This is a genomic window from Flavobacterium lipolyticum (genome assembly GCF_020905335.1).
Classification (GTDB): domain Bacteria; phylum Bacteroidota; class Bacteroidia; order Flavobacteriales; family Flavobacteriaceae; genus Flavobacterium; species Flavobacterium lipolyticum.
This window is the reverse complement of sequence record NZ_JAJJMN010000001.1, coordinates 831,292-852,122: the sequence shown is the minus strand read 5'-3', so window position 1 is coordinate 852,122 and position 20,831 is coordinate 831,292. Positions and strand designations below refer to the sequence as shown.

The following is a 20,831-nucleotide window of genomic DNA, read 5'->3' as shown; positions in this document are numbered from 1 at the left end:
CACAAATATAGTAATTACGAGTACACAGCAGATAGATATTAAAAATTTTAATGCAAATCGCCGACTCGTTAAAAATATTGATTAAAAGATTTGTTAATTCGAAAAAAGTTGTAAATTTGCACACTTAAAAATAATTAAAAGTTTTAAACAAAAAAGAGTATCGTTGTTTACACCTTTTTCTAACCATGGAAAAGCTTCAAAATAAAAATGCTCTAAACAATAAATAAAATAAAAAGATGAAAAAAGGAATTCACCCAGAAAATTACAGATTAGTTGCATTTAAAGACATGTCAAATGACGAAGTTTTTATCACTAAATCTACTGCAGATACAAAAGAAACAATTGAAGTTGACGGAGTTGAGTATCCAGTTGTAAAAATGGAGATTTCTAGAACATCTCACCCATTTTATACTGGTAAATCTAAACTTATCGATACTGCAGGACGTATTGATAAATTCAAAACTAAATATGCAAAACACGCTAAAAAATAATAGCGGTTTAAAATTATACAAAAGCCTTCCACTCGGAAGGCTTTTTTTATTTACAAGTACAAGGTTTCATGTAAAGTCTCTATTTACAAAGCTTTGCGAGCTTTGTCTCCTTAAAAAGGCATACCTGAAAATATAACTTGGCGAACTTTGCGTAAAATCTTAGTGCACTTAGCGGTTAAAAAAAATGTACTATATCTGTTACAGTACAAATGACACAAATAAAATAATTGTAACTTTGAACCCGATAACCAAATCAAGATTTTAACAAGTATCAAATTTAATTATTTATGAATTACATTCTTTTTGACGGTCCCGTCCGGAATGCATTATTACCTTTTACTTTTACAAGACCTGTTGCCGATATATTAATTGGAATTATGACGATTCGTCAGAAATGGGAAGCGCGTTTAGGTTCTACTATAACGACCATTACTGAAGATTATTTATCGGAAAAATTTCCAATGGTAGAAATGGAAGAGAATGTAATGATCAATGCAGCGTATTTACCAAATGATGCACTTGCTGAGATGGTTTCAGATTTAAAGGCTAATCAGGCTATTTTTAAAGGGGATGATGTAATTGCTTTTTTTACGAATGAAAATCAGGAAGAAGTTGATTTTGATTCGTATGAAATCATTCCATACAATGACGCTTGTCTGACCGTAGAACATACCTGGGATATTTTTTCTAAAAACGATGCTGCGATCCGTGAAGATTTTCAGTATTTGACCGAAGACAGAAAATCGCAGCCAATCCCAAAAAGTGTAAACGTTATTGCTCCCGAAAACGTATTTCTGGAAGAAGGCGCAAAATTAGAGTTCGTAACACTGAATGCTTCTAATGGGCCAATATATATAGGTAAGAATGCAGAAATTATGGAAGGAACCGTAATTCGCGGACCTTTTGCTTTATGTGAGAATGCACAGGTGAAACTAAACGCCAAAGTTTACGGAGCTACAACAGTAGGTCCCGGATCGAGAATTGGTGGAGAAGTTAAGAACTCGGTGCTTTTTGCGAATTCAAACAAAGGTCATGATGGATTTTTAGGGGATTCTGTTTTAGGCGAATGGTGTAACATTGGTGCAGATAGCAACAATTCGAACCTGAAGAACAATTACGAAGAGGTGAAATTATGGAGCTACGAAACCGAAGGTTTTGCTAAAACCGGACTTCAGTTTTGTGGTTTAATGATGGGAGATCACAGTAAATGTGGTATCAATACCATGTTCAATACCGGGACAGTAGTTGGAGTAAGTGCTAATATTTTCGGAAGCGGTTTTCCGCGCAATTTTGTTCCAAGTTTTTCCTGGGGCGGGGCAGCTGGTTTTACAACTTATGTGACCAAAAAAGCTTTTGAAACAGCGAAATTAGTTATGGGACGCCGAAATATTGAATTTGACGAAACAGAAGCTTCAATTTTAGAACACATTTTCGAAGAAACTAAAAAATGGAGGAAAGATTAAAATTAGACTTCTTGGATTTTTAGATCTTTAGAATATTTAGATTTTACGACTACAAGATAATTTATTTAAAAGCTTCGCAGATTTATACTCTGCGAAGCTTTTCTTTTAATTTGAAATTGGGGAAACTAATAATCTAAGAAGTCTAAAAATCCAACAATCTAATTGCCTAATTATCTAATTAATCTATCTTTGCACCACGAAAAAAATGGGTTGTCAAATAAACGATTAACCGATTAAACAAATTCACAGAAGATAATGATTACAGTTAACGATATTTCGGTTCAGTTTGGTGGAACTACATTATTTAGCGATGTTTCTTTTGCTATCAATGAAAATGATAAAATTGCCCTTATGGGTAAAAATGGTGCGGGAAAATCGACACTTTTAAAAATAATTGCCGGTCAAAGTAAACCTTCTACCGGAAGTGTTTCGACTCCGAAAGATGCTGTTGTGGCTTATTTGCCTCAGCATTTGTTAACAAAAGATGGTTCTACTGTAATGGAAGAAGCTTCTAAGGCTTTTGGAGAAATTTTTAAAATGAAAGCTGAAATCGATGAAATCAACGAGCAATTAACGGTTCGTACTGACTATGAAAGTGATGCTTACATGAAACTAATCGAGAGAGTTTCAGATTTAAGTGAGAAATATTATGCGATCGAAGAAGTAAACTACGAAGCTGAAGTTGAAAAAATATTAACTGGTTTAGGTTTTGAGCGCGAAGATTTTACTCGTCAGACTTCTGAATTTTCAGGAGGATGGAGAATGCGTATTGAATTGGCTAAAATTCTTCTTCAAAAACCGGATTTGATTTTACTGGATGAGCCAACCAATCACATGGATATTGAAAGTATCCAATGGTTGGAAGAGTTTTTGGTTAATTCGGCAAAAGCAGTAGTTGTGATTTCACACGATAGAGCATTCGTAGATAATATTACGAATCGTACTATTGAGGTGACCATGGGAAGGATTTACGATTACAAAGCGAAATATTCTCATTATTTAGAATTGAGAAAAGACCGTCGTATACACCAACAAAAAGCATACGATGAACAGCAAAAAATGATCGCTGATAATAGGGCTTTTATTGATCGTTTTAAAGGAACATTCTCAAAAACAGACGCCGTTCAGTCTCGTGTAAAAATGCTGGAGAAGCTTGAAATTGTTCAGGTTGATGAAGTAGATACTTCTGCATTACGTTTAAAATTCCCGCCAGCGGCACGTTCGGGGCAATACCCAGTTATTGTAAAAGAAATGTCTAAGGCTTATGGAGACCATGTGGTATTTAAAGATGCTAATGTCGTTATCGAACGTGGTCAGAAAGTAGCATTTGTGGGGAAAAATGGAGAAGGAAAATCGACCATGATCAAAGCGATCATGAAGGAAATTGGAGTTGATTCCGGAAGTGTTGAGATTGGACATAACGCACAAATTGGATATTTTGCACAGAATCAGGCTTCTTTATTAGATGAAAATGCTACTATTTTTGAAACGATCGATGCTATTGCGGTAGGAGATATCCGTACTCAGATTAAAAATATTCTGGGAGCGTTTATGTTCCAGGGAGATGATATTACCAAAAAAGTAAAAGTGCTTTCAGGAGGAGAAAAAACTCGTTTGGCAATGATTAAATTATTGTTAGAGCCTGTAAACTTATTGATTCTGGATGAGCCTTCGAATCACCTGGACATGAAAACCAAAGATATTATTAAAGATGCCTTACGTGATTTCGACGGAACTTTAATTTTGGTTTCTCACGACCGTGATTTCCTTGACGGCTTGGCTACTAAAGTGTTTGAATTTGGAAACAAACGTGTAAAAGAGCACTTTGAAGATGTTGCAGGATTCCTGGCACATAAGAAAATGGATTCTATGCGAGAAATCGAAAAATAATTTTCGTTTACTCTTAAGATACAAAAGCACAGGAATTGAATTTTCTGTGCTTTTTTTATGTCTCATAATAAAGTAGCTAAATTTCTTTAAGTGCTTCTTTCTTTTTAAAGTATAAGGCAATGTAGGCAGCTATGGCACACACGAGTCCAATGATGATCATGTTGCGTATAGAGGCTGTGGTTTGTGAAAAGGTACCGTTCTCTATAATTAATATTCTGAAAGCTCGTAAAAAATGGGTGAGCGGAATTACATTGGCAATGGCTTGTACTGTCTGTGGCATTTGACTTAAGGGCCAGGTAAAACCACTTAAGATAAAGCTTGGTGTGGCTATTACCATTAAAATCTCAGTTGCTTTTAACTGATTCGGAACTACGATGCTCACCAGGATTCCGATGAAAGAAGCCGCCAGCACAAAAATTCCGGCAATAAAAGTAAGAGGGGCTAAGTTTTCGTAAAATGGCAGTCGGAACCACAAAGTGAAAAGCCAGTAAATGATCCAGATTCCAAAGCTCATGATCAGATAGGGAATGATTTTTACAGTTAGCATTTTTAAGATTGATGGGCATTTTTTCACAAGGTCTTTAAAAGTTCCATTCTCAAATTCTGATGCAAATGAAAGCGCCAGTCCTAATAGTAAAACCTGTTGAAGAACAGTCGCCAAAACCCCCGGCCAGAGAAAATACATATAATTAGTACTTCGGTTGTACTTTTTGATAAACGTAGTTTTGAAAGGTTCATATTGGGAGGCAAGCAAGTTTTCCGGAACTCCTTGTTTTCTTAAGGTTTCGATCTGAACTCCCGCCTTTAGAGTACCTAGGCAAATTTGTATGGCTGTTGAGGCATAGTTAGCAGTGAGTACATTAGAGGTGTTAACGATAGTTGTAATTTCAGGATATTTTTTGGTGAGCGTCATTTTTTCAAAATCTTTCGGAATGATAACGACGCAAGTGGCATCTTTCTGTATGGCAAGTTTAGAAAGATTGTTCTGGTCGTATAAAATGGAGGAGACGGATAATACTTCGTTGTCTTCAAACATTTGAATGACTTTTGAGCTTAGTTCAGAACGGTCCTGATCGACTACAAGAATGGGTAAGTCGGTAACTTTGCCCTTTCCGTAAACGTAGCCTAATAAAACACCATATAAAATAGGTGCGCCGATAAAAAGGATTCTCAGGACTTTGTTTTTCCAAAACAATTGAAATTCCCGTTTAAGCAATGAAAAGAAATTTTGCATAGTTAAAGAGATAAGGTGACAGTTGTTTTTGTAATCAGATCCTTGGTTTGTTCTATATTAACAGGTGTAATTTTTATTTCAAACAAGCTTTCCTGCATTTCATAATCAGGATAGGCCGTAGCAATATTTCCATAGGCTCCCAGTTGTTTTATCGTTGAGATTCTTCCTTTTATGTTTTCATTTTTATAGGGAACATGAACGGTAATTTCCTGTCCTTTTTTAAATTCTCCCAATTGATTTTCGGGAATCGTAAAGCGAAAATAAATGCTGTTATCGATATAACCATTAAACAAAGTATAACCGGGTAGGGCCAGTTCGCCAAGATTTAAGGTGATGGTTTCGATACTCATATTTTGCGGAGCAATGATATAGCGTTCCTTGTCTGCAGTTTCTACTTCCTGTAAAGCGCCAAGTGCCCGGTCCTGTTGTCCGAGTGCCATCGTTTGCTGTTCGATTCGGGCTCCTTTTTTAGCGTCGTCTAATTCCGCGACAACAGCGTTATATTGTGCTTGTGCGCCCTGATATTTGGCGAAAGTTTCATCATAAGTTTGCTGTGATATGAGAGAATCTTTGAGCATGTTGGTCAGTCGTCTGATCGATTTTTGAGCAAATTCGTATTGTTCTTTCAGCCCCGTTCTTTTAGCTTCCAATTGCTTGATTTGGTTTTCCGTGGCTCCTTTTACAGCCATTTTGTATTGGGCTTTTGCTGAGACAACAGCTCCTTCGGCCTGACTTTTTTTAGCGTCTACTTCGGGAATATCCAAAACGGCGAGCGTGTCTCCTTTTTGAACCAAATCGCCTTCTTTGACCCATATTTTTAAAATCTTGCCCGGAATTTTACTCACAACGGCAATTTGTTCCTTTTCTATTTTCCCCTGAATTAAATTTCCTTTTTCTGTCTTTTGACAGGCTACGAAAAGAAAAATGATTGTGGTGCTAATGATTGCTTTTTTCATAAAACAGAACTTTTATTTGGATAGTTTTTTCGACAGATCGCCAGTGGCAATTATGGTTTCAATAGCAGCAAGTCTTTGCTCGATTAAAGTGGTGGTTTTGTTTACTGCCGCTTTATAAGAATCGTTTTCTGCTTCAAGTCGTTCCGATATGTTGATGAGGCCTTCTTTGTATTGTTTTATAGCCAGATTCAAATTATTACTGGCGACTTTTTCCTGTTGCTGGGTGATGTCTATTTTTTGAGTCAGAACCGTATAATCAACAAGATTTTTTTCAAGAAGCAGTTCAAGTTTTTCTTTCGTATCATCAATTTGATTTTGTACCTGTTCAATGTTAATCTTCGCTTCGTGTACTTTGTGTTTTCTTTCAAAACCGGAAAAGACTTCCCATTTCATAGCTGCTCCCACGACCCAGTTCTGACTTATGGTCAGTTCATTAAGGCCTAAATTTAAGGCCTGATTGATTCCTGTAACAATGGGAGTCGTTGCATTGGCATTGAATAAACTGGAATAGGATACACCTCCAAAAGCTCCGAGTGTGGGTAAGTAAGTTCCTTTTTCCTTTTTTAATAAATATTCATAAGCTGATTTGAAAGATTCTAAAGCTTTTACTTCCTGCTTGTTTTGTGTGCTTAATTTCTCGTCCGTAATCAGATAAGGTGTTAAGGTATATTGAACATGATCTATCTCGGTAATCGAATAGCCGGTTAAATATTGAATTTTTTTATAAATTAGTTTTCGTTTTCCATCCAGTTCAATTTTTTTGGAGGAAAGTTCCAGTGCCGCTAGTTTGATCTTATCTCTGTCATACGGAATAGCAAGTCCTTGTTCAATTGCTTTTGTAACACGTTTGGTTTCCATATCCAGTCGGTTTTCACTTTCTTTAATAAGTTTGTCTATTTCCTTTAGCAGCTCCAGTTGGTCAAAAGTGTTGATGACTTCTTTTGTGATGGCATCTTTTTCGGTTTCTTTTAAAAATACCGTTCCCTTCGTTTTCTCTTTGATGGCTTTTGCTCCGTTTGGGATTTGCATGCCGCTGAATAGTACCGTTTTGGCCATGACACTTCCTGTAAAAATGTTGCCATAGTTTTTAAAAGCGGTTTTTCCGTCAAACAAAGGATAGTTTACAATTGGAATGGTAGCCGTAGGAAGATCGACCGTGAGTTTGTTGTCAAAATATGAATATAAGGCACTGGCTTCAATTGTTGGAATGTATTTGTTCCAGACGCCTTTCTCCTGAAGATTTAATTTTTCAATATCTAAATCTTTATTTTTTAATGAAGTACTTTTTTCAATAGCCTTCTGAATGGCTTCTTCCAGAGTTGAAGAAACTGCAATCTGACTTTGTACAGAGTGGAAAGAAAGAAAAAAAAGAAAAGGGAGTAAGTGTTTTTTCATTACAATTTTTATTTCTGTTATTAGACAAATCATGAAACAGGTTTTGTAAGATAGTACAAGAAATGGGAAGGAATCGAAATAGCGATTATTACAAAGTTAAGAATATAAGTCTTACATTATCAAGGTTGAAGGAATTAAAAAGTAAACAGTGATTAGAACTTTTTTAGTATTTTATACTTGTATTACAGAAAGTTATCGGCTTGCATTGGAGTTTGTCTGTTTTTTCATACCTTAGTAAATGTATTTCCAAATTAACTTATTTTTAACATGAAAAAGAGTTTTTTATTTTTGGTAGTTTTGATAGCCTATTTGTTTAGTTTGCCATTGTTTTCTCAAACTGATAACGAACCTGTTGCTTTAGGTTTGCCGGGAGATAATCTTAATTTGTATGCTGTTTTAGACGTCTTTCAGAAATCAAAAACTTTAGAAGATTTTGAAAAAGTTTTAAATGAACAGGATAGTAAGGTGAATAATCTGGATTTGAATAATGATGGCGAGATTGATTATATCGAAATCGAAAGTCAAAAGAAAGGGAATACACATGTGATTGTACTTCAGGTGGCGGTAAGCAGTACAGAAAAGCAGGACGTTGCCGTTATTGAGGTAGATAAAGATAAAAAGAATAATGTACATGTTCAGATCATAGGAGATAAGGATTTGTATGGCAAAAATTATATTGTAGAGCCTTCAGGTGCTGCAGCCGGAACACCTAATCCCGGATATAAAGGAGATGCTCCCGTAATTGTAAATAATAATACAATCAATAATTATAATACAACAGCCGGTAATCCGGGTTATGTGACAACAAACATAAACGTATGGCCGGTTGTATTGTACTTGTTTTCTCCTGTATATGTAGTGTACCGATCTCCGTGGTATTGGGGATATTACCCTCCTTATTGGCGTCCGTGGCGTCCGGTTTATTATCATGATTATTGGGGATATCACGGGCATTACTATAGAAATCCTTATTACAGAAGAACGATCACTATAAGAAACCAGCGTTATTATAATAATTATACAACCAGAAGAAATTCATCGGCTGTAGTTCGAAATTATAGAACCAGCGGTCGTTATAATGCAACTTATAACGGAAGGGATTATAAGAGACCTGCTCCGGTTACCAATACAAGAACAACGAGACCCGCTACCACTCGTCCCGTCAATCCGTCAACAAGACCGGTAACACGTCCGACAAATCCGTCAACGACGAGACCGGTGGTCCCAACAGATCCATCAACCCGACCAGAGGCGAGACCATCTCGGCCAGAGAATCGGCCAACAAATCCATCAACCCGACCAGCGGTAAGACCATCTCAACCCGTGAATCGGCCAACAAACCCAACTACAAGACCAACGACCCGGCCGGTAACACGTCCCGCGACCCGACCGGCAGGTAATAGAAGTATGGCAGCGCCACCAGCTTCCAATCGTGGTTCTGGTGCCAATAGGAGGTAAGGTTAGATTATAAATATTAAGCTAATTTTTGATTTACAGCATTTATGAATAAAACGCTACTACTAAAAATTATTTTTCTCTTTATAACGTCATTTTTTATGAATGCGCAAACAGCCGCTGATAAAGAAAGTGAGGTTAAATATCCACAATTTCAGTTCAAAGGCCTTCTACAGGCACGTTACTTGGAAAACACCGGAAAAAATGTAGATGTTTTGGGAGTTCATCATTCTACGGGTGAAGTAACACAAAGCTCCTTTGATATTAAAAGAATGCGTGTTGGACTCAATACCAAATTAAGCGAAGCTACAGAAGTCGTAATTCTCGTAAATCTTGCCGATTTTAAGTCTGATCCCAAATCTAAAGTTCTTGAAAATGCTTATGGAAAATATACTTTCAGTAAATATTTAGCCTTGACAGGTGGTCAGTTCCGTCCTGCATTTGGTATTGAAGAGTTGGTTCCTGTTGATATTATAAAGTCATTTGATTTTTCCAATCAGTACTATGAGTTTGGTAAAAACGGATGGACAAGTTTTCAGATTGGAGCTTCGGCAACGGGAGCTTTTGATATTGGAAAGATTCCGGTTAACTATGCAGTTTCTGTTTTAAATGGTAACGGAAAAAATCAGGAAAAAGATAATGATAACGGAAAATTGTATACAACCAGATGGGGTTTTGGTCTGTCTAAGGAACATAAGATTAATCTGGGCTTAAATGGTGGAATCGGGAAAAGATCCAATCAGAAAGTTTTTGCTTTAGGGATTGATATTACCAGTGACTTTAAACTTACTGACAGGCTGACTTTTGATTTGCAGATTGAATACAAGCAGGGAACCAATCATAATTTGTATTTTTCATTACCGGCAGATGCGAGAACGTCAAATGTTGACGATTATCAAATGCGGGGAATTTACTTTTTGCCTAATTTGAGATACTTGGTCGATTATAAAAAGTTAACTTCACTGGAACTGTCCTGTCGTTTTGAATCGTTTGACAATAATTATAAAGTCAATTCAAATGTACGTCAGACGTATACGCCTATGTTGAGTCTTGAATTTGGAAAAGCGTATACGGGACGAATAGAATTGGGATTTGAAATAGATCGTTTCGATAAAAATATTCCTGACACCTCATTTTATAATGATAATCTATTCCTGCTTCAGTTACAACTTCGTCTATAACACAATTTAATTTCCTTTTTATGAAAGAAGTACAAATACCTCAAACCCTGATTACACTTGCCGTTGGAGTTGCAATTTGGTTTATTCCGGCACCGGATGGTGTTGTTGCAGAAGCCTGGCATTTGTTTGCCATTTTTGTGGCTACTATTCTTGGAATCATTTTAAAAGCGGCCCCTATGGGCACTATGTGTATGATTGCGATTGCATTAACCGCTTTTACACAGGTACTGGCTCCTGGAGATGCCGGAAAATCAATCACTTTGGCTTTGAAAGGCTTTGGTGATAAGGTAATTTGGCTTATCGGAATTTCGTTTTTTATTGCGAGAGGATTTATCAAAACAGGTTTGGGGAACAGAATTGCTTTTTTGTTTATCAGGATATTTGGGAAAAGTTCACTTGGACTGGCTTATGGCCTTGGACTTGCCGATTTGGTTTTGGCTCCGGCAGTGCCCAGTAATACGGCAAGAGGAGGGGGGATTATTTACCCTATTATGAAATCAATGTCGATGAGTTTTGGTTCGATGCCGGATCAGCCTGAAACACATCGAAAATTAGGATCGTATCTTACCCTGAGCAGTTACAATGCAAATCTGATCGCATCATCAATGTTTTTAACAGGAACGGCAAGTAACCCAATGTGTCAGAAGTTTGCGTTGAATCTTGGGATTAAAATTAGCTGGATTTCGTGGGCAACAGCAGCGATAGTTCCGGGTCTGGTCGCTTTTTTTGTAATTCCTTTGGTGTTGTACAAGATATACCCGCCGGAATTGAAAAAAACAGGAGATGCTCCGCAAATTGCAGCTCAGAAACTAAAAGAAATGGGAGCGATCACGCGAAACGAATGGATGATGCTGTTAACCTTTTTTATTCTGTTGTTTCTTTGGATGACTGGTGATCTGTTTTCTATTGACGCGACAACTACTGCTTTTATCGGCTTGGTTATTTTATTGCTGACTTCGGTATTAACCTGGGATGATGTAAAAGCCGAAAAAGGAGCCTGGGATACTATAGTGTGGTTCTCGGTTTTGGTGATGATGGCAAGTTCTCTCAATGAACTTGGATTTATTGGCTGGTTTAGCGATGTGGTAAAAGCTGAAATAGGAGGTTTAAGCTGGCAAATGGCATTTCCTATTATTGTATTGGTATACTTTTTTAGTCATTACCTTTTTGCAAGTGCAACAGCTCACGTGGCTGCCATGTATGCTGCGTTATTGGGTGTTGGAATTTCACTTGGAATTCCGGGCTTGCTGTTGGCTTTTATGTTGGGGTTTGTGGGTTCTCTATATGGAACTTTAACCCATTACGGACATGGGCCGGCACCAGTTTTCTTCGGAAGCGGTTATGTCGACCTGAAAAGCTGGTGGGTCAAAGGTTTGATAACCGGTCTGGTTATGCTCTTTATTTATATGGTGATAGGAGGGTTGTGGCTCCGGTTAATTGGGGATTTCTAAATGCGGATTCCCGGAGGAAGTAACTCTTTGTATTCCGGATTCTTTTTAATAAACAATACAATTTTTGGATGGATAGGCATTATTCGGAATTTCTTTTCGCTAACAACTTCCATGATGCCTTTTAGTAAAGTGTCAATTGTAGCTGGATTATCAAAGCCTTCAGGGGAGTTGATTTTGGTTAAGAAAATTTTCTTTTCCTGAAAAGAATACTCCACAGAAAGTAAGCCTTCAGGGACTATGGTTTCAAATTGTCTTGCAAAAGTATTGTCTTTGATTTCCATAGTTTCAATGTGTTCCATATTTGTCATGTTTTGGGGGATTGAATTTAAAAAAATAATAGAAAAGAACATTTGGTAATTTTATAAAGAACATTCTGGAAAAAATGTTTCAATATAAGTTAACGGGATTGCAAAGTTAATCAATTGATTTTCAATATAAAATTATTTTTTATTCCCCTGAAATAGCTCTGAATTGTGCATGTTTACTGCTTTTGTTTGGTTTGTGGAGTAATTTATGGTGTAAGATTTGCATTGGATATCGCTAAAAAAAGTAATTTTAGCTTAAAAAAAGCGGTAACCTTAAATTCTCTTGCAGTCAAATGAGTAAAATTCCTGTATACTTTATGCCCGGTCTTGCGGCTAGTCCCGCTATTTTTGAGAGAATCAGTTTAGACGAGTCTGTTTTTGAAATGTGTTTGCTGGAATGGGAGATTCCGCAGCCGAAAGAATCTTTGTCAGATTATGCTCTTCGAATTTCTAAAAACATTAAACATGAGAATCCGGTCCTGGTAGGGGTTTCTTTCGGAGGTGTTCTGGTTCAGGAAATAGCAAAACATATTAATGCCCGAAAAGTAATTATTATTTCGAGTGTAAGAAGTAATAAAGAATTTCCAAGACGAATGAAAATCGGAAAAACAACAAAAGCCTATAAGCTCATTCCGATGAAGTTAATTTTGAATATCGAAAATCTGGCGAAATATTCTTTTGGAGAAAAAGTAAACAAACGTATTAAGTTGTATGAAAAGTTTCTCGCGGTACGAGATCTCAATTATTTGCAATGGGCGGTCGAATCGATTATTTTATGGAACAGAAGTGAAATCGATCCTAAAGTGATTCATATTCACGGAGATCAGGATGATGTTTTTCCTATAAAGTATATTAATAGCTGCATTGTAGTCAAAGGAGGAACACATATTATGATTCTTAATAAATACAAATGGCTCAACGAGAATCTGCCTTCGATCATTTTAGAAAATTAAAATTCTAAGCTTCAGGTTTCAAGTTTCAGGTTTCAGGTTTCAAGTTTCAGGTTTTAAGTTTCAGGTTTTAAGTTTTAAGTTTCAGGTTTCAAGTTTCAGGTTTTAAAGTTTTTAGCCGTAATCTTGTTATCCCGAGGAACGAGGGATGGCACCAGAAATTTTGTAAGCTGAATCGTGAATCTTTGTCGAGTTAATTGTGTGATCCCTCGTTCCTCGGGATGACAATATTGGTCGAAATGACAAATTCAACGTTAATCTTTATATTAGAAAGAAGATCTAAATAAAAAATCCCAAACTCTTGTGGAATTTGGGATTTAAAATATTGGAATTGAAAAATTAGATTTTCTTCATTTGCTCTTTCATCATGGAGATTTGCTCTTTTAGCATTCCCTGTTTGTCTAATTTTTTAGCTTCGTTTAATAAATTAGTTGCTTCAAGCTTTCTTCTGCGTGACATTGCCACTCCGGCAAGGTTTAATTTTGCAACCGCAAGATCCATATCCATTGATAATCCAAGTTCAATTGCTTTTTTGAAATGTTTCTCAGCCAGATTGATATTGGTTTGAGATAACATGATACCGTGCAGGTAATTGAAGTATCCTTGTTGTTTTCTTACTAAGGCAGCTTCAGGGTTTTTGATATAGGCAAGCCATTTTTTAGCCCCTTCAAAGTCTTGTTTTCTTAATTTAAGGAAGGCTAAAAGGATAAATTCGTTTTTGAAGTAAAGAAAAATAGGAATTGCAGTTAATAATATGAGGAAAATACCATTTCCGATATTGCTCTCTGTAAATTGCCAAATACCAGCGACTACAAGAAGTCCGGCTAAAATAAGTTTAATATTTTTGTGAAACATAATGATTGTAAATTTGTGATTGCAAAGATAGCAAAAGGAATTAAAAATATTTTTATAAAACTACTTGCCAGAAAAAAAAGTCTTTGTATATTTGCACTCGGTTTTGGAATAATGATATTCAAAAACAGAAAAGAGATATTAGATACCATTTTAAAGATACAAAACAATGAGCAAAAGAACATTTCAACCATCGAAAAGAAAAAGAAGAAATAAGCACGGATTTATGGACAGAATGGCTTCAGCGAATGGAAGAAAAGTTCTGGCGCGTAGAAGAGCTAAAGGAAGACATAAATTAACTGTTTCTAGCGAACCTAGACACAAGAAATAATGTTTCTATAAACATAAATAAGGCGTTACTTTTTTAGTATCGCCTTTTTTTATACCTTGTCGGTAAAAAAATCTGCAACGTTCTAGTTTAGAATACACTACGAATGTTTTTTGAAGTACTTTTATAATAACTACACAATACAAATAAAATGCCTAAAGACACATCAATAAAATCAGTTTTAATAATAGGGTCAGGACCTATTGTTATTGGTCAAGCTTGCGAATTTGACTATGCAGGTTCTCAATCTGCACGTTCTATTCGTGAAGAAGGGATTGAAGTTATCTTGATAAATTCGAATCCAGCAACAATTATGACCGATCCAAGTATGGCCGATCATATTTACTTGAAACCATTAACGACAAAATCGATTATTGAAATTCTGAAAGAACATCCACAAATTGATGCCGTTTTACCTACAATGGGAGGACAGACCGCATTAAATTTGTGTTTGGAAGCTGAAGAAAAAGGAATTTGGCAGGATTTCGGAGTGAGATTAATTGGAGTTGATGTCAATGCCATTAATATTACAGAAGACAGAGAGCAGTTCAAACAGCTTTTAGAAAGAATAAATGTACCAACTGCACCTGCAAAAACGGCGACTTCTTATTTAGAAGGTAAAGAAATTGCACAGGAGTTTGGTTTTCCGTTAGTAATTCGTCCTTCTTTTACTCTTGGAGGAACCGGAGCTGCGGTAGTTTATAAAAAAGAAGATTTTGATGAGCTTTTAACCAGAGGTCTTGAAGCTTCTCCAATACATGAGGTTTTAATTGATAAAGCTTTAATGGGATGGAAAGAATACGAGTTAGAGCTTTTAAGAGATAAAAATGATAACGTTGTGATCATCTGTTCAATCGAAAATATGGACCCAATGGGGATTCATACAGGAGATTCGATTACAGTTGCACCGGCGATGACATTATCGGATACAACATTCCAAAAATTACGTGACTATGCAATCCTGATGATGCGTAGTATCGGAAATTTTGCAGGAGGCTGTAACGTACAGTTTGCAGTTTCACCAGATGAAAAAGAAGATATCGTAGCGATCGAGATCAACCCTCGTGTGTCGCGTTCATCTGCTTTAGCATCAAAAGCAACAGGATACCCGATTGCTAAAATTGCTTCTAAACTGGCTTTAGGATACAACTTAGACGAATTACAAAATCAAATTACAAAATCAACTTCGGCTCTTTTTGAGCCAACTCTAGATTATGTAATCGTAAAAATACCACGTTGGAACTTTGATAAATTTGAAGGTGCCGACAGAACTTTAGGACTTCAGATGAAATCTGTTGGAGAGGTAATGGGAATCGGACGTTCGTTCCAGGAAGCATTACACAAAGCCACCCAGTCTTTAGAAATTAAAAGAAACGGTTTAGGTGCTGACGGAAAAGGATATAAAAACTACGAGCAGATTATCGAAAAACTGACTTTTGCAAGTTGGGATCGTGTTTTCGTAATTTATGATGCCATCGCAATGGGAATTCCGTTGAGCCGTATTCATGAAATCACAAAAATCGATATGTGGTTCCTGAAACAATACGAGGAACTTTATACTTTAGAGAAAGAAATTTCAAATTATAAAATAGCGACTCTTCCGAAAGAGCTTTTGCTTGAAGCCAAACAAAAAGGTTTCGCCGACAGACAAATTGCACACATGATGAATTGTCTGGAAAGTGAAGTACACACTTTGCGTATGGACAAAAGTATCAACCGTGTGTTTAAACTGGTAGATACCTGTGCGGCTGAGTTTAAAGCTAAAACACCATATTACTACTCGACTTTTGAGGCAGAAATTGAAAAAGCAAACGGTGAGCGTTATGTAGATAACGAAAGTGTTGTAACAGAGAAAAAGAAAATCATCGTTTTAGGTTCAGGACCAAACAGAATTGGACAAGGAATTGAGTTTGATTATTCTTGTGTACACGGAGTTTTAGCGGCCAAAGAGTGTGGTTACGAAACCATCATGATCAACTGTAATCCTGAAACGGTTTCGACTGATTTTGATACAGCGGATAAACTATACTTCGAACCGGTTTTCTGGGAACATATATACGATATCATTCAGCATGAGAAACCGGAAGGTGTTATCGTGCAGTTAGGTGGGCAAACTGCTTTGAAACTGGCAGAAAAATTATCTAAATACGGTGTGAAAATCATCGGAACTAGTTTTGATGCACTTGATTTAGCCGAAGACAGAGGAAGATTCTCGGATTTGTTGAGAGAATTACACATTCCTTTCCCGCAATTCGGAATTGCAGAAACGGCTGATGAGGCTTCTGCACTGGCAGATCAGCTGGATTTCCCACTATTAATTCGTCCTTCTTATGTATTAGGAGGTCAGGGAATGAAAATCGTGATCAACAAGAAAGAGTTAGAGGAGCATGTGATCAATTTATTGAAAACGATTCCCGGAAATAAACTGCTTTTAGACCACTATTTGGCCGGAGCAATTGAAGCGGAAGCGGATGCGATTTGTGATGCAGACGGAAACGTTTACATTATCGGAATTATGGAGCATATCGAACCTTGTGGAGTGCACTCCGGAGACAGTAATGCTACTTTGCCTCCTTTTAACTTAGGAGAATTCGTAATGCAGCAAATCAAAGATCACACAAAGAAAATTGCCAGAGCTTTAAAAACAGTGGGTCTGATCAACATTCAGTTTGCGATAAAAGACGATACCGTTTACATTATCGAAGCAAACCCGAGAGCTTCCAGAACAGTACCGTTTATTGCTAAAGCTTATGGTGAACCTTATGTGAACTACGCTACCAAAGTAATGTTAGGACACAATAAAGTAACTGATTTTGACTTTAATCCACAGTTGAAAGGATATGCGATCAAACAGCCGGTATTCTCCTTCAGTAAATTCCACAATGTAAACAAAGCATTAGGGCCTGAAATGAAATCGACAGGAGAGAGTATCTTGTTTATTGATGACTTAAAAGACGACCAGTTTTACGAATTGTATTCCAGAAGAAAAATGTACTTGAGTAAATAATCTCAAATTCTGATAAAAAAAGCTCCAAATAACTAATTTGGAGCTTTTTTAGTTTAATAAAAGAGTATTAATTGATTGTAATCTTTTTAGAAGTATTGTTAATTTTTAAAATATAGTTTCCGGAAGTTAAAGCCGATAAAGCAATTGTATTGTCTTTGATCTCAGAAGGGTTGTAGTTTTTTATTAGTCGACCCGTAAGGTCGTATAATTCAATTGTTTTTATCAATTCGTTTTTGCTTTCCACATGCAAATAGTCGCTTGCTGGGTTGGGGTATATTATAATGTCTTCAGTAGTGGGTTTGTTTATAGTATCAATTCTTAAAGTTTGTGGTGTTATTTTTATCACTTTGCCCTTTTGATCTAAGGGGGTATAGTCATCGTAAACGCTAACGTAAAGATTTCCGTTGTAAATTGTCATCCCGTATAGAGTGCAACGTAGACCGAAATCGTAAACTAGGTTTAGAGTACCAGTGGCATCGTCAGCAGCTAAACGAAAAATCTTTTGATTAAAAGCAATGTACAAATCGCCGTTTGAAGCAAGAGAGAGAAATTTTTTATTTGTCGTTTTTGGAGGTAAAGAGGTAGAGATTTTGGTAATCACACCAGCCGGATTTATTTTTTTAAGAGGGGTATCGCTATAGTCAGTAACAATTAAATTTCCGGTTTTATCGAAAATCATTCCTGATGTAAAGTCAAGGCTATTAGGATCTAAAAAAAAAGTGCTGATGGTACCAGTGGTGCTTATTTTTTTGATCTCACCAGTATTTACTCCAAAATTTTGTTCTGAGTAAAATAGGTTTCCGGCTGCATCGGTCGCAATTCCGTATGCAGATCCACTGGCGGTGTAACTCGTTGCAGCACCCGAAGGGGGAATTTTTGTAACTTTTTGGTTAAGCTTGTCAGCTTTATCTACTTCGACTGCCCAAAGATTGTCGTTAGCATCAAAAGCTAGTTGCCCTACGTAACCATTTGTTGTTGCAAAAGTACTTTGTACCTGACTTGGGGTTACTTTGATAATTTTATTAGCAGCATCGCCAATATATAAGTTTCCGGTTGAGTCAAATGCAAGTCCGGATACATCAGGAAGTCCTGTTACATAATCTGAAGCGGTCTGTGCATTAAGGCCATAGGCCGATAGTAATGCTAAGAGGAGGATTTTTTTCATACAAGAAATTTAAATAGCTAAAGTAAGTTATGTATGGTTAATTTATTGTAATTTGTAATAAATGGTAGTGATGATGTATTTTTCGTTTGATAAATGGATTTATTTGGTTTGTTGTGATTGCTTTAGTAACACAACGGGAAATGATGTTCGTACAAACCACAAAATACGGTCATAAAAAAAAGCTCCATAACTGGAGCTTTTTTTAGTTTAATGGAGGTTGTTTAATTGATTATAATCTTTTTAGAAGTATTGTTAATTTTTAAAATATAATTTCCGGAAGTTAAAGTCGGTAAAGCGATTTTATCCTCTTTGACTTCAGCAGGTTTGTAGCTTTTAAGCAGGTGTCCGGTAAGGTCGAATAATTGGATTGATTCAATAACTTCGTTTTTACTGTCAATAGACAAATAGTCGATTGCAGGATTTGGGTAGACTGTAATTTCTTTAGTAATAGATTTGGTTGCGTTTTCAACTCCCAGAATTTTAGGTGCTATTTTTACTACTTTACTTTCGTTTTTTGCATATATACTTGCATAAAGATTTCCATTGTAAATAGCTATTCCATTAATGGCACTGTCAGGAAAATCGTAAAAAAGTATTAGCTTACCACTTACATCAGCAGCAGGTAAACGAAAAATTTTAGCAGAAAAATTATTTTCACTTGTAATTCCAGAAATGTATAAGTCGCCATTTGAAGCAAAAGAGAGGTATCCATTTTCTATTATTTGTGATGTCTTTTCAAAAGTCAAAGGAATTTTTGTAATGATACCGGCTGGACTTATTTTTTTGAGGGGATTATTACCATCACTTTCATCAATAACGAATAAATTTCCTGCCTTATCAAAAGCTAATCCTGATGGGGATTTAAGAGTAGCAGGATCTGAAAAAAAGGTGCTAATTTCTCCTGTGGTACTTATTTTTTGAATTTTCCCAGTCCTTTCTGAATAAAAAACGTTTCCCGTTGCATCGATAGCAATTCCCCATATGTCTGCAGAAGTAGGATAACTTATTACATCGCCGGGGGTTATTTTTGTAATTTCGTTTTCACCTGAAAAAAGTTTATACCCATTTTCAGTACGACTGATTACCCAAAAATTTTGGTTGGCATCAAGAGCTATTTGCCTAGGAAATTTTTTTAATGAAATAAAGGTACTTTGAACCAGATTTGGAGTCATTTTGGTAATTCCTAAATTTTTATTATAATCATTATTAGCAATATATAAGTTTCCAGTTGAATCAAACACAAGTCCAAATGGGACGGCGTATGCAGTTTGAAGAAAATCTGTCGTGTAATTTGAGACGGTTTGTGCATTAAGGCTAAAGGCTGATACTAATGCTAAGAGGAGATTTTTTTTCATACAAAAATATTTTAAACTGCTAAAGTAAGTTATGTATGGTTAATTTTATTGTAATTTGTAATAAATGGTTGTGATGATGTATTTTTCGTTTGATAAATGGATTTATTTGGTCTGTTGTGATTGCTTTAGTAACACAACGGGAAATGATGTTCGTGCAAACCACAAAATACGGTCATAAAAAAAGCTCCATAACTGGAGCTTTTTTTGTGGTTAATTTTGGAAGTTGTTTTTGATTAATTCTAGTTGAAATATTATTCATTTGAAGAGTACGCCATATTGTCTCTCGTGTTTTTTTGTACCGAAATAGCTCCAAAAAGAGCCAGTAAAAAAGCAAAAGCATAAAAACCTTTTTCACTTGGTAAGATCGTAGCGTTCCATAGACCCACAATTAATAATACAATAGATAAAAGAGTTCCGAACCAGCAGATTCCGTAATACATATCAGTTACCGGAAGTTTTTCCAGTCGGTCTCTAACACTTTTTTGTAACGAGACAACAGCAAAAAGACCAAACATTAAAACGGTGAAATAATATCCTTTTTCGTTTAAGAGCATTTCGGCTCTGGCAAGTCCTACTATAAATCCAACTGTTCCTGCTCCAAGAGCTACCCATGATGCCGCTATAAAGGCGTTCGATGTTTTTTGTACCATACTTAGTTTAATAATTTTGTTTTGGTTGATGAACAAATATAGATAAATTCGGGTCATCTTAAAACAAACACATGCGATATTATTCAGTATAATCTTCTAAAAATGTTAAATAAAAAAAGCTCCGGATTACGGAGCTCTCTTGTTTTACTGTAAAGTAAAAGGTTATGGTTTCATTAATTGCTGCAAAGGCTTTAGTTGATCCATGTTAATATTGGATTGTTTCATAACCGACATCAAGGTCATAATGTTGTTAGGGTTCATGTTTTTTCCTAACACACGTACCACTACAAAACCGCTTTCTTTTTTGTTGGCAAAAACCACAAATTCTTCGATGTTGTCGTCGGCTCCTACATAACTTATCGATGCGCCGTCTTTACCTGAACCGACCTTCATTAGTTCCTGATATTTTGGATTTTTCAGGATCTCTTTCAGTTTGCTGCGTTCTGTTTCAAATTGCGCCTGATTTTTTGAGGTTTCTTTGAAAGCCAGAATATTCATTTTATCGAACGATTTTAAAGCTTCATTTTGCTCTGCAGATAATTTCGCTTTCTCCACATTTAGAATCGATGATGAAATGTCAAGTGCAATAAAATCTTTATTGTCTGTGTTTTCAACAAAATACTTCTGCAATGAAGGGGTAGAATTACAACTTACCAAAGTTAGTAAAACTAATAGGGCTGAGGTAATAACGCTTGCTTTCATC

The 20,831-nt window shown here is 36.2% G+C and carries 19 protein-coding genes; 10 read left to right on the top strand and 9 right to left on the bottom strand.

Annotation, left to right across the window (positions count from 1 at the left end):
- The first annotated feature begins 236 nt into the window (after positions 1 to 236).
- The 3 genes from LNQ34_RS03750 (at position 237) to LNQ34_RS03740 (ending at position 3,844) form a co-directional block, all read left to right on the top strand.
- Complete coding sequence (locus tag LNQ34_RS03750) at positions 237 to 491, top strand: type B 50S ribosomal protein L31 (protein ID WP_008464817.1); 255 nt, start codon at positions 237 to 239, stop codon at positions 489 to 491.
- 287 nt (positions 492 to 778) lie between these two features.
- On the top strand, positions 779 to 1,954 hold the full coding sequence (locus LNQ34_RS03745) for a GlmU family protein (protein WP_202701457.1): 1,176 nt from the start codon (positions 779 to 781) through the stop codon (positions 1,952 to 1,954).
- A 255-nt stretch (positions 1,955 to 2,209) separates the two neighbouring features.
- Positions 2,210 to 3,844, top strand: a complete 1,635-nt coding sequence (locus tag LNQ34_RS03740; RefSeq protein WP_017498126.1) for an ABC-F family ATP-binding cassette domain-containing protein — start codon at positions 2,210 to 2,212, stop codon at positions 3,842 to 3,844.
- Between the two features lie 76 nt (positions 3,845 to 3,920).
- On the opposite strand, the gene LNQ34_RS03735 is transcribed toward LNQ34_RS03740, so the two are convergent.
- The 3 genes from LNQ34_RS03735 to LNQ34_RS03725 are packed head-to-tail and all read right to left on the bottom strand — an operon-like array spanning position 3,921 to position 7,429.
- Entirely contained in the window at positions 3,921 to 5,078 is a 1,158-nt protein-coding gene (locus LNQ34_RS03735) for an ABC transporter permease (protein WP_229998694.1), read from the bottom strand.
- A 2-nt stretch (positions 5,079 to 5,080) separates the two neighbouring features.
- Positions 5,081 to 6,034, bottom strand: a complete 954-nt coding sequence (locus tag LNQ34_RS03730; RefSeq protein WP_229998693.1) for an HlyD family secretion protein — start codon at positions 6,032 to 6,034, stop codon at positions 5,081 to 5,083.
- 12 nt (positions 6,035 to 6,046) lie between these two features.
- On the bottom strand, positions 6,047 to 7,429 hold the full coding sequence (locus LNQ34_RS03725) for a TolC family protein (protein ID WP_229998692.1): 1,383 nt from the start codon (positions 7,427 to 7,429) through the stop codon (positions 6,047 to 6,049).
- A 267-nt stretch (positions 7,430 to 7,696) separates the two neighbouring features.
- Between LNQ34_RS03725 and LNQ34_RS03720 the strand changes: the two genes are divergently transcribed.
- The 3 genes from LNQ34_RS03720 to LNQ34_RS03710 all read left to right on the top strand — a co-directional run bounded on the left by LNQ34_RS03720 (position 7,697) and on the right by LNQ34_RS03710 (position 11,516).
- Positions 7,697 to 8,887, top strand: a complete 1,191-nt coding sequence (locus LNQ34_RS03720; RefSeq protein ID WP_229998691.1) for a DUF3300 domain-containing protein — start codon at positions 7,697 to 7,699, stop codon at positions 8,885 to 8,887.
- 98 nt (positions 8,888 to 8,985) lie between these two features.
- Positions 8,986 to 10,065, top strand: coding sequence for a porin (locus tag LNQ34_RS03715; RefSeq protein ID WP_229998690.1), 1,080 nt, complete (start codon positions 8,986 to 8,988; stop codon positions 10,063 to 10,065).
- Between the two features lie 20 nt (positions 10,066 to 10,085).
- Entirely contained in the window at positions 10,086 to 11,516 is a 1,431-nt protein-coding gene (locus LNQ34_RS03710; protein WP_229998689.1) for an anion permease, read from the top strand.
- Here LNQ34_RS03710 and LNQ34_RS03705 read toward each other — a convergent pair.
- Positions 11,513 to 11,797 (bottom strand): N-acetyltransferase, encoded by a 285-nt coding sequence (locus tag LNQ34_RS03705; RefSeq protein WP_413614494.1) that lies wholly within the window; start codon positions 11,795 to 11,797, stop codon positions 11,513 to 11,515. The genes LNQ34_RS03710 and LNQ34_RS03705 overlap by 4 nt on opposite strands.
- A 317-nt stretch (positions 11,798 to 12,114) precedes the next feature.
- Here LNQ34_RS03705 and LNQ34_RS03700 point away from each other — a divergent pair, with 317 nt between their 5' ends.
- Entirely contained in the window at positions 12,115 to 12,774 is a 660-nt protein-coding gene (locus LNQ34_RS03700) for an alpha/beta hydrolase (RefSeq protein ID WP_017498816.1), read from the top strand.
- Between the two features lie 336 nt (positions 12,775 to 13,110).
- Here the strand turns inward: LNQ34_RS03700 and LNQ34_RS03695 are convergent, their stop codons facing one another.
- Positions 13,111 to 13,626 carry a DUF2892 domain-containing protein gene (locus tag LNQ34_RS03695; RefSeq protein WP_202701444.1) on the bottom strand — a complete coding sequence of 172 codons (516 nt, stop codon included), beginning with the start codon at positions 13,624 to 13,626 and terminating at the stop codon, positions 13,111 to 13,113.
- Here LNQ34_RS03695 and LNQ34_RS03690 point away from each other — a divergent pair.
- From LNQ34_RS03690 to carB, 3 genes are all read left to right on the top strand, one after another.
- Entirely contained in the window at positions 13,618 to 13,839 is a 222-nt protein-coding gene (locus LNQ34_RS03690) for a hypothetical protein (RefSeq protein ID WP_202701524.1), read from the top strand. The two genes, LNQ34_RS03695 and LNQ34_RS03690, sit on opposite strands and share 9 nt — an antisense overlap.
- Positions 13,793 to 13,954: a 50S ribosomal protein L34 gene (gene rpmH, locus LNQ34_RS03685; protein WP_008464848.1), complete on the top strand. Its 162-nt coding sequence runs from the start codon at positions 13,793 to 13,795 to the stop codon at positions 13,952 to 13,954. Before LNQ34_RS03690 ends, rpmH begins: the two co-directional genes overlap by 47 nt.
- 148 nt (positions 13,955 to 14,102) lie before the next feature.
- Positions 14,103 to 16,958: a carbamoyl-phosphate synthase large subunit gene (gene carB, locus LNQ34_RS03680; protein ID WP_229998687.1), complete on the top strand. Its 2,856-nt coding sequence runs from the start codon at positions 14,103 to 14,105 to the stop codon at positions 16,956 to 16,958.
- A gap of 67 nt (positions 16,959 to 17,025) precedes the next feature.
- On the opposite strand, the gene LNQ34_RS03675 is transcribed toward carB, so the two are convergent.
- From LNQ34_RS03675 to LNQ34_RS03660, 4 genes are all read right to left on the bottom strand, one after another.
- Positions 17,026 to 18,123: a T9SS type A sorting domain-containing protein gene (locus tag LNQ34_RS03675; protein ID WP_229998686.1), complete on the bottom strand. Its 1,098-nt coding sequence runs from the start codon at positions 18,121 to 18,123 to the stop codon at positions 17,026 to 17,028.
- Between the two features lie 221 nt (positions 18,124 to 18,344).
- Positions 18,345 to 19,478: a T9SS type A sorting domain-containing protein gene (locus LNQ34_RS03670; protein ID WP_229998685.1), complete on the bottom strand. Its 1,134-nt coding sequence runs from the start codon at positions 19,476 to 19,478 to the stop codon at positions 18,345 to 18,347.
- A gap of 251 nt (positions 19,479 to 19,729) precedes the next feature.
- Entirely contained in the window at positions 19,730 to 20,128 is a 399-nt protein-coding gene (gene yiaA / locus LNQ34_RS03665; protein ID WP_017498692.1) for an inner membrane protein YiaA, read from the bottom strand.
- A 162-nt stretch (positions 20,129 to 20,290) separates the two neighbouring features.
- Positions 20,291 to 20,830, bottom strand: a complete 540-nt coding sequence (locus LNQ34_RS03660) for a DUF4252 domain-containing protein (RefSeq protein ID WP_070907610.1) — start codon at positions 20,828 to 20,830, stop codon at positions 20,291 to 20,293.
- Between the last annotated feature and the right edge of the window lies 1 nt (position 20,831).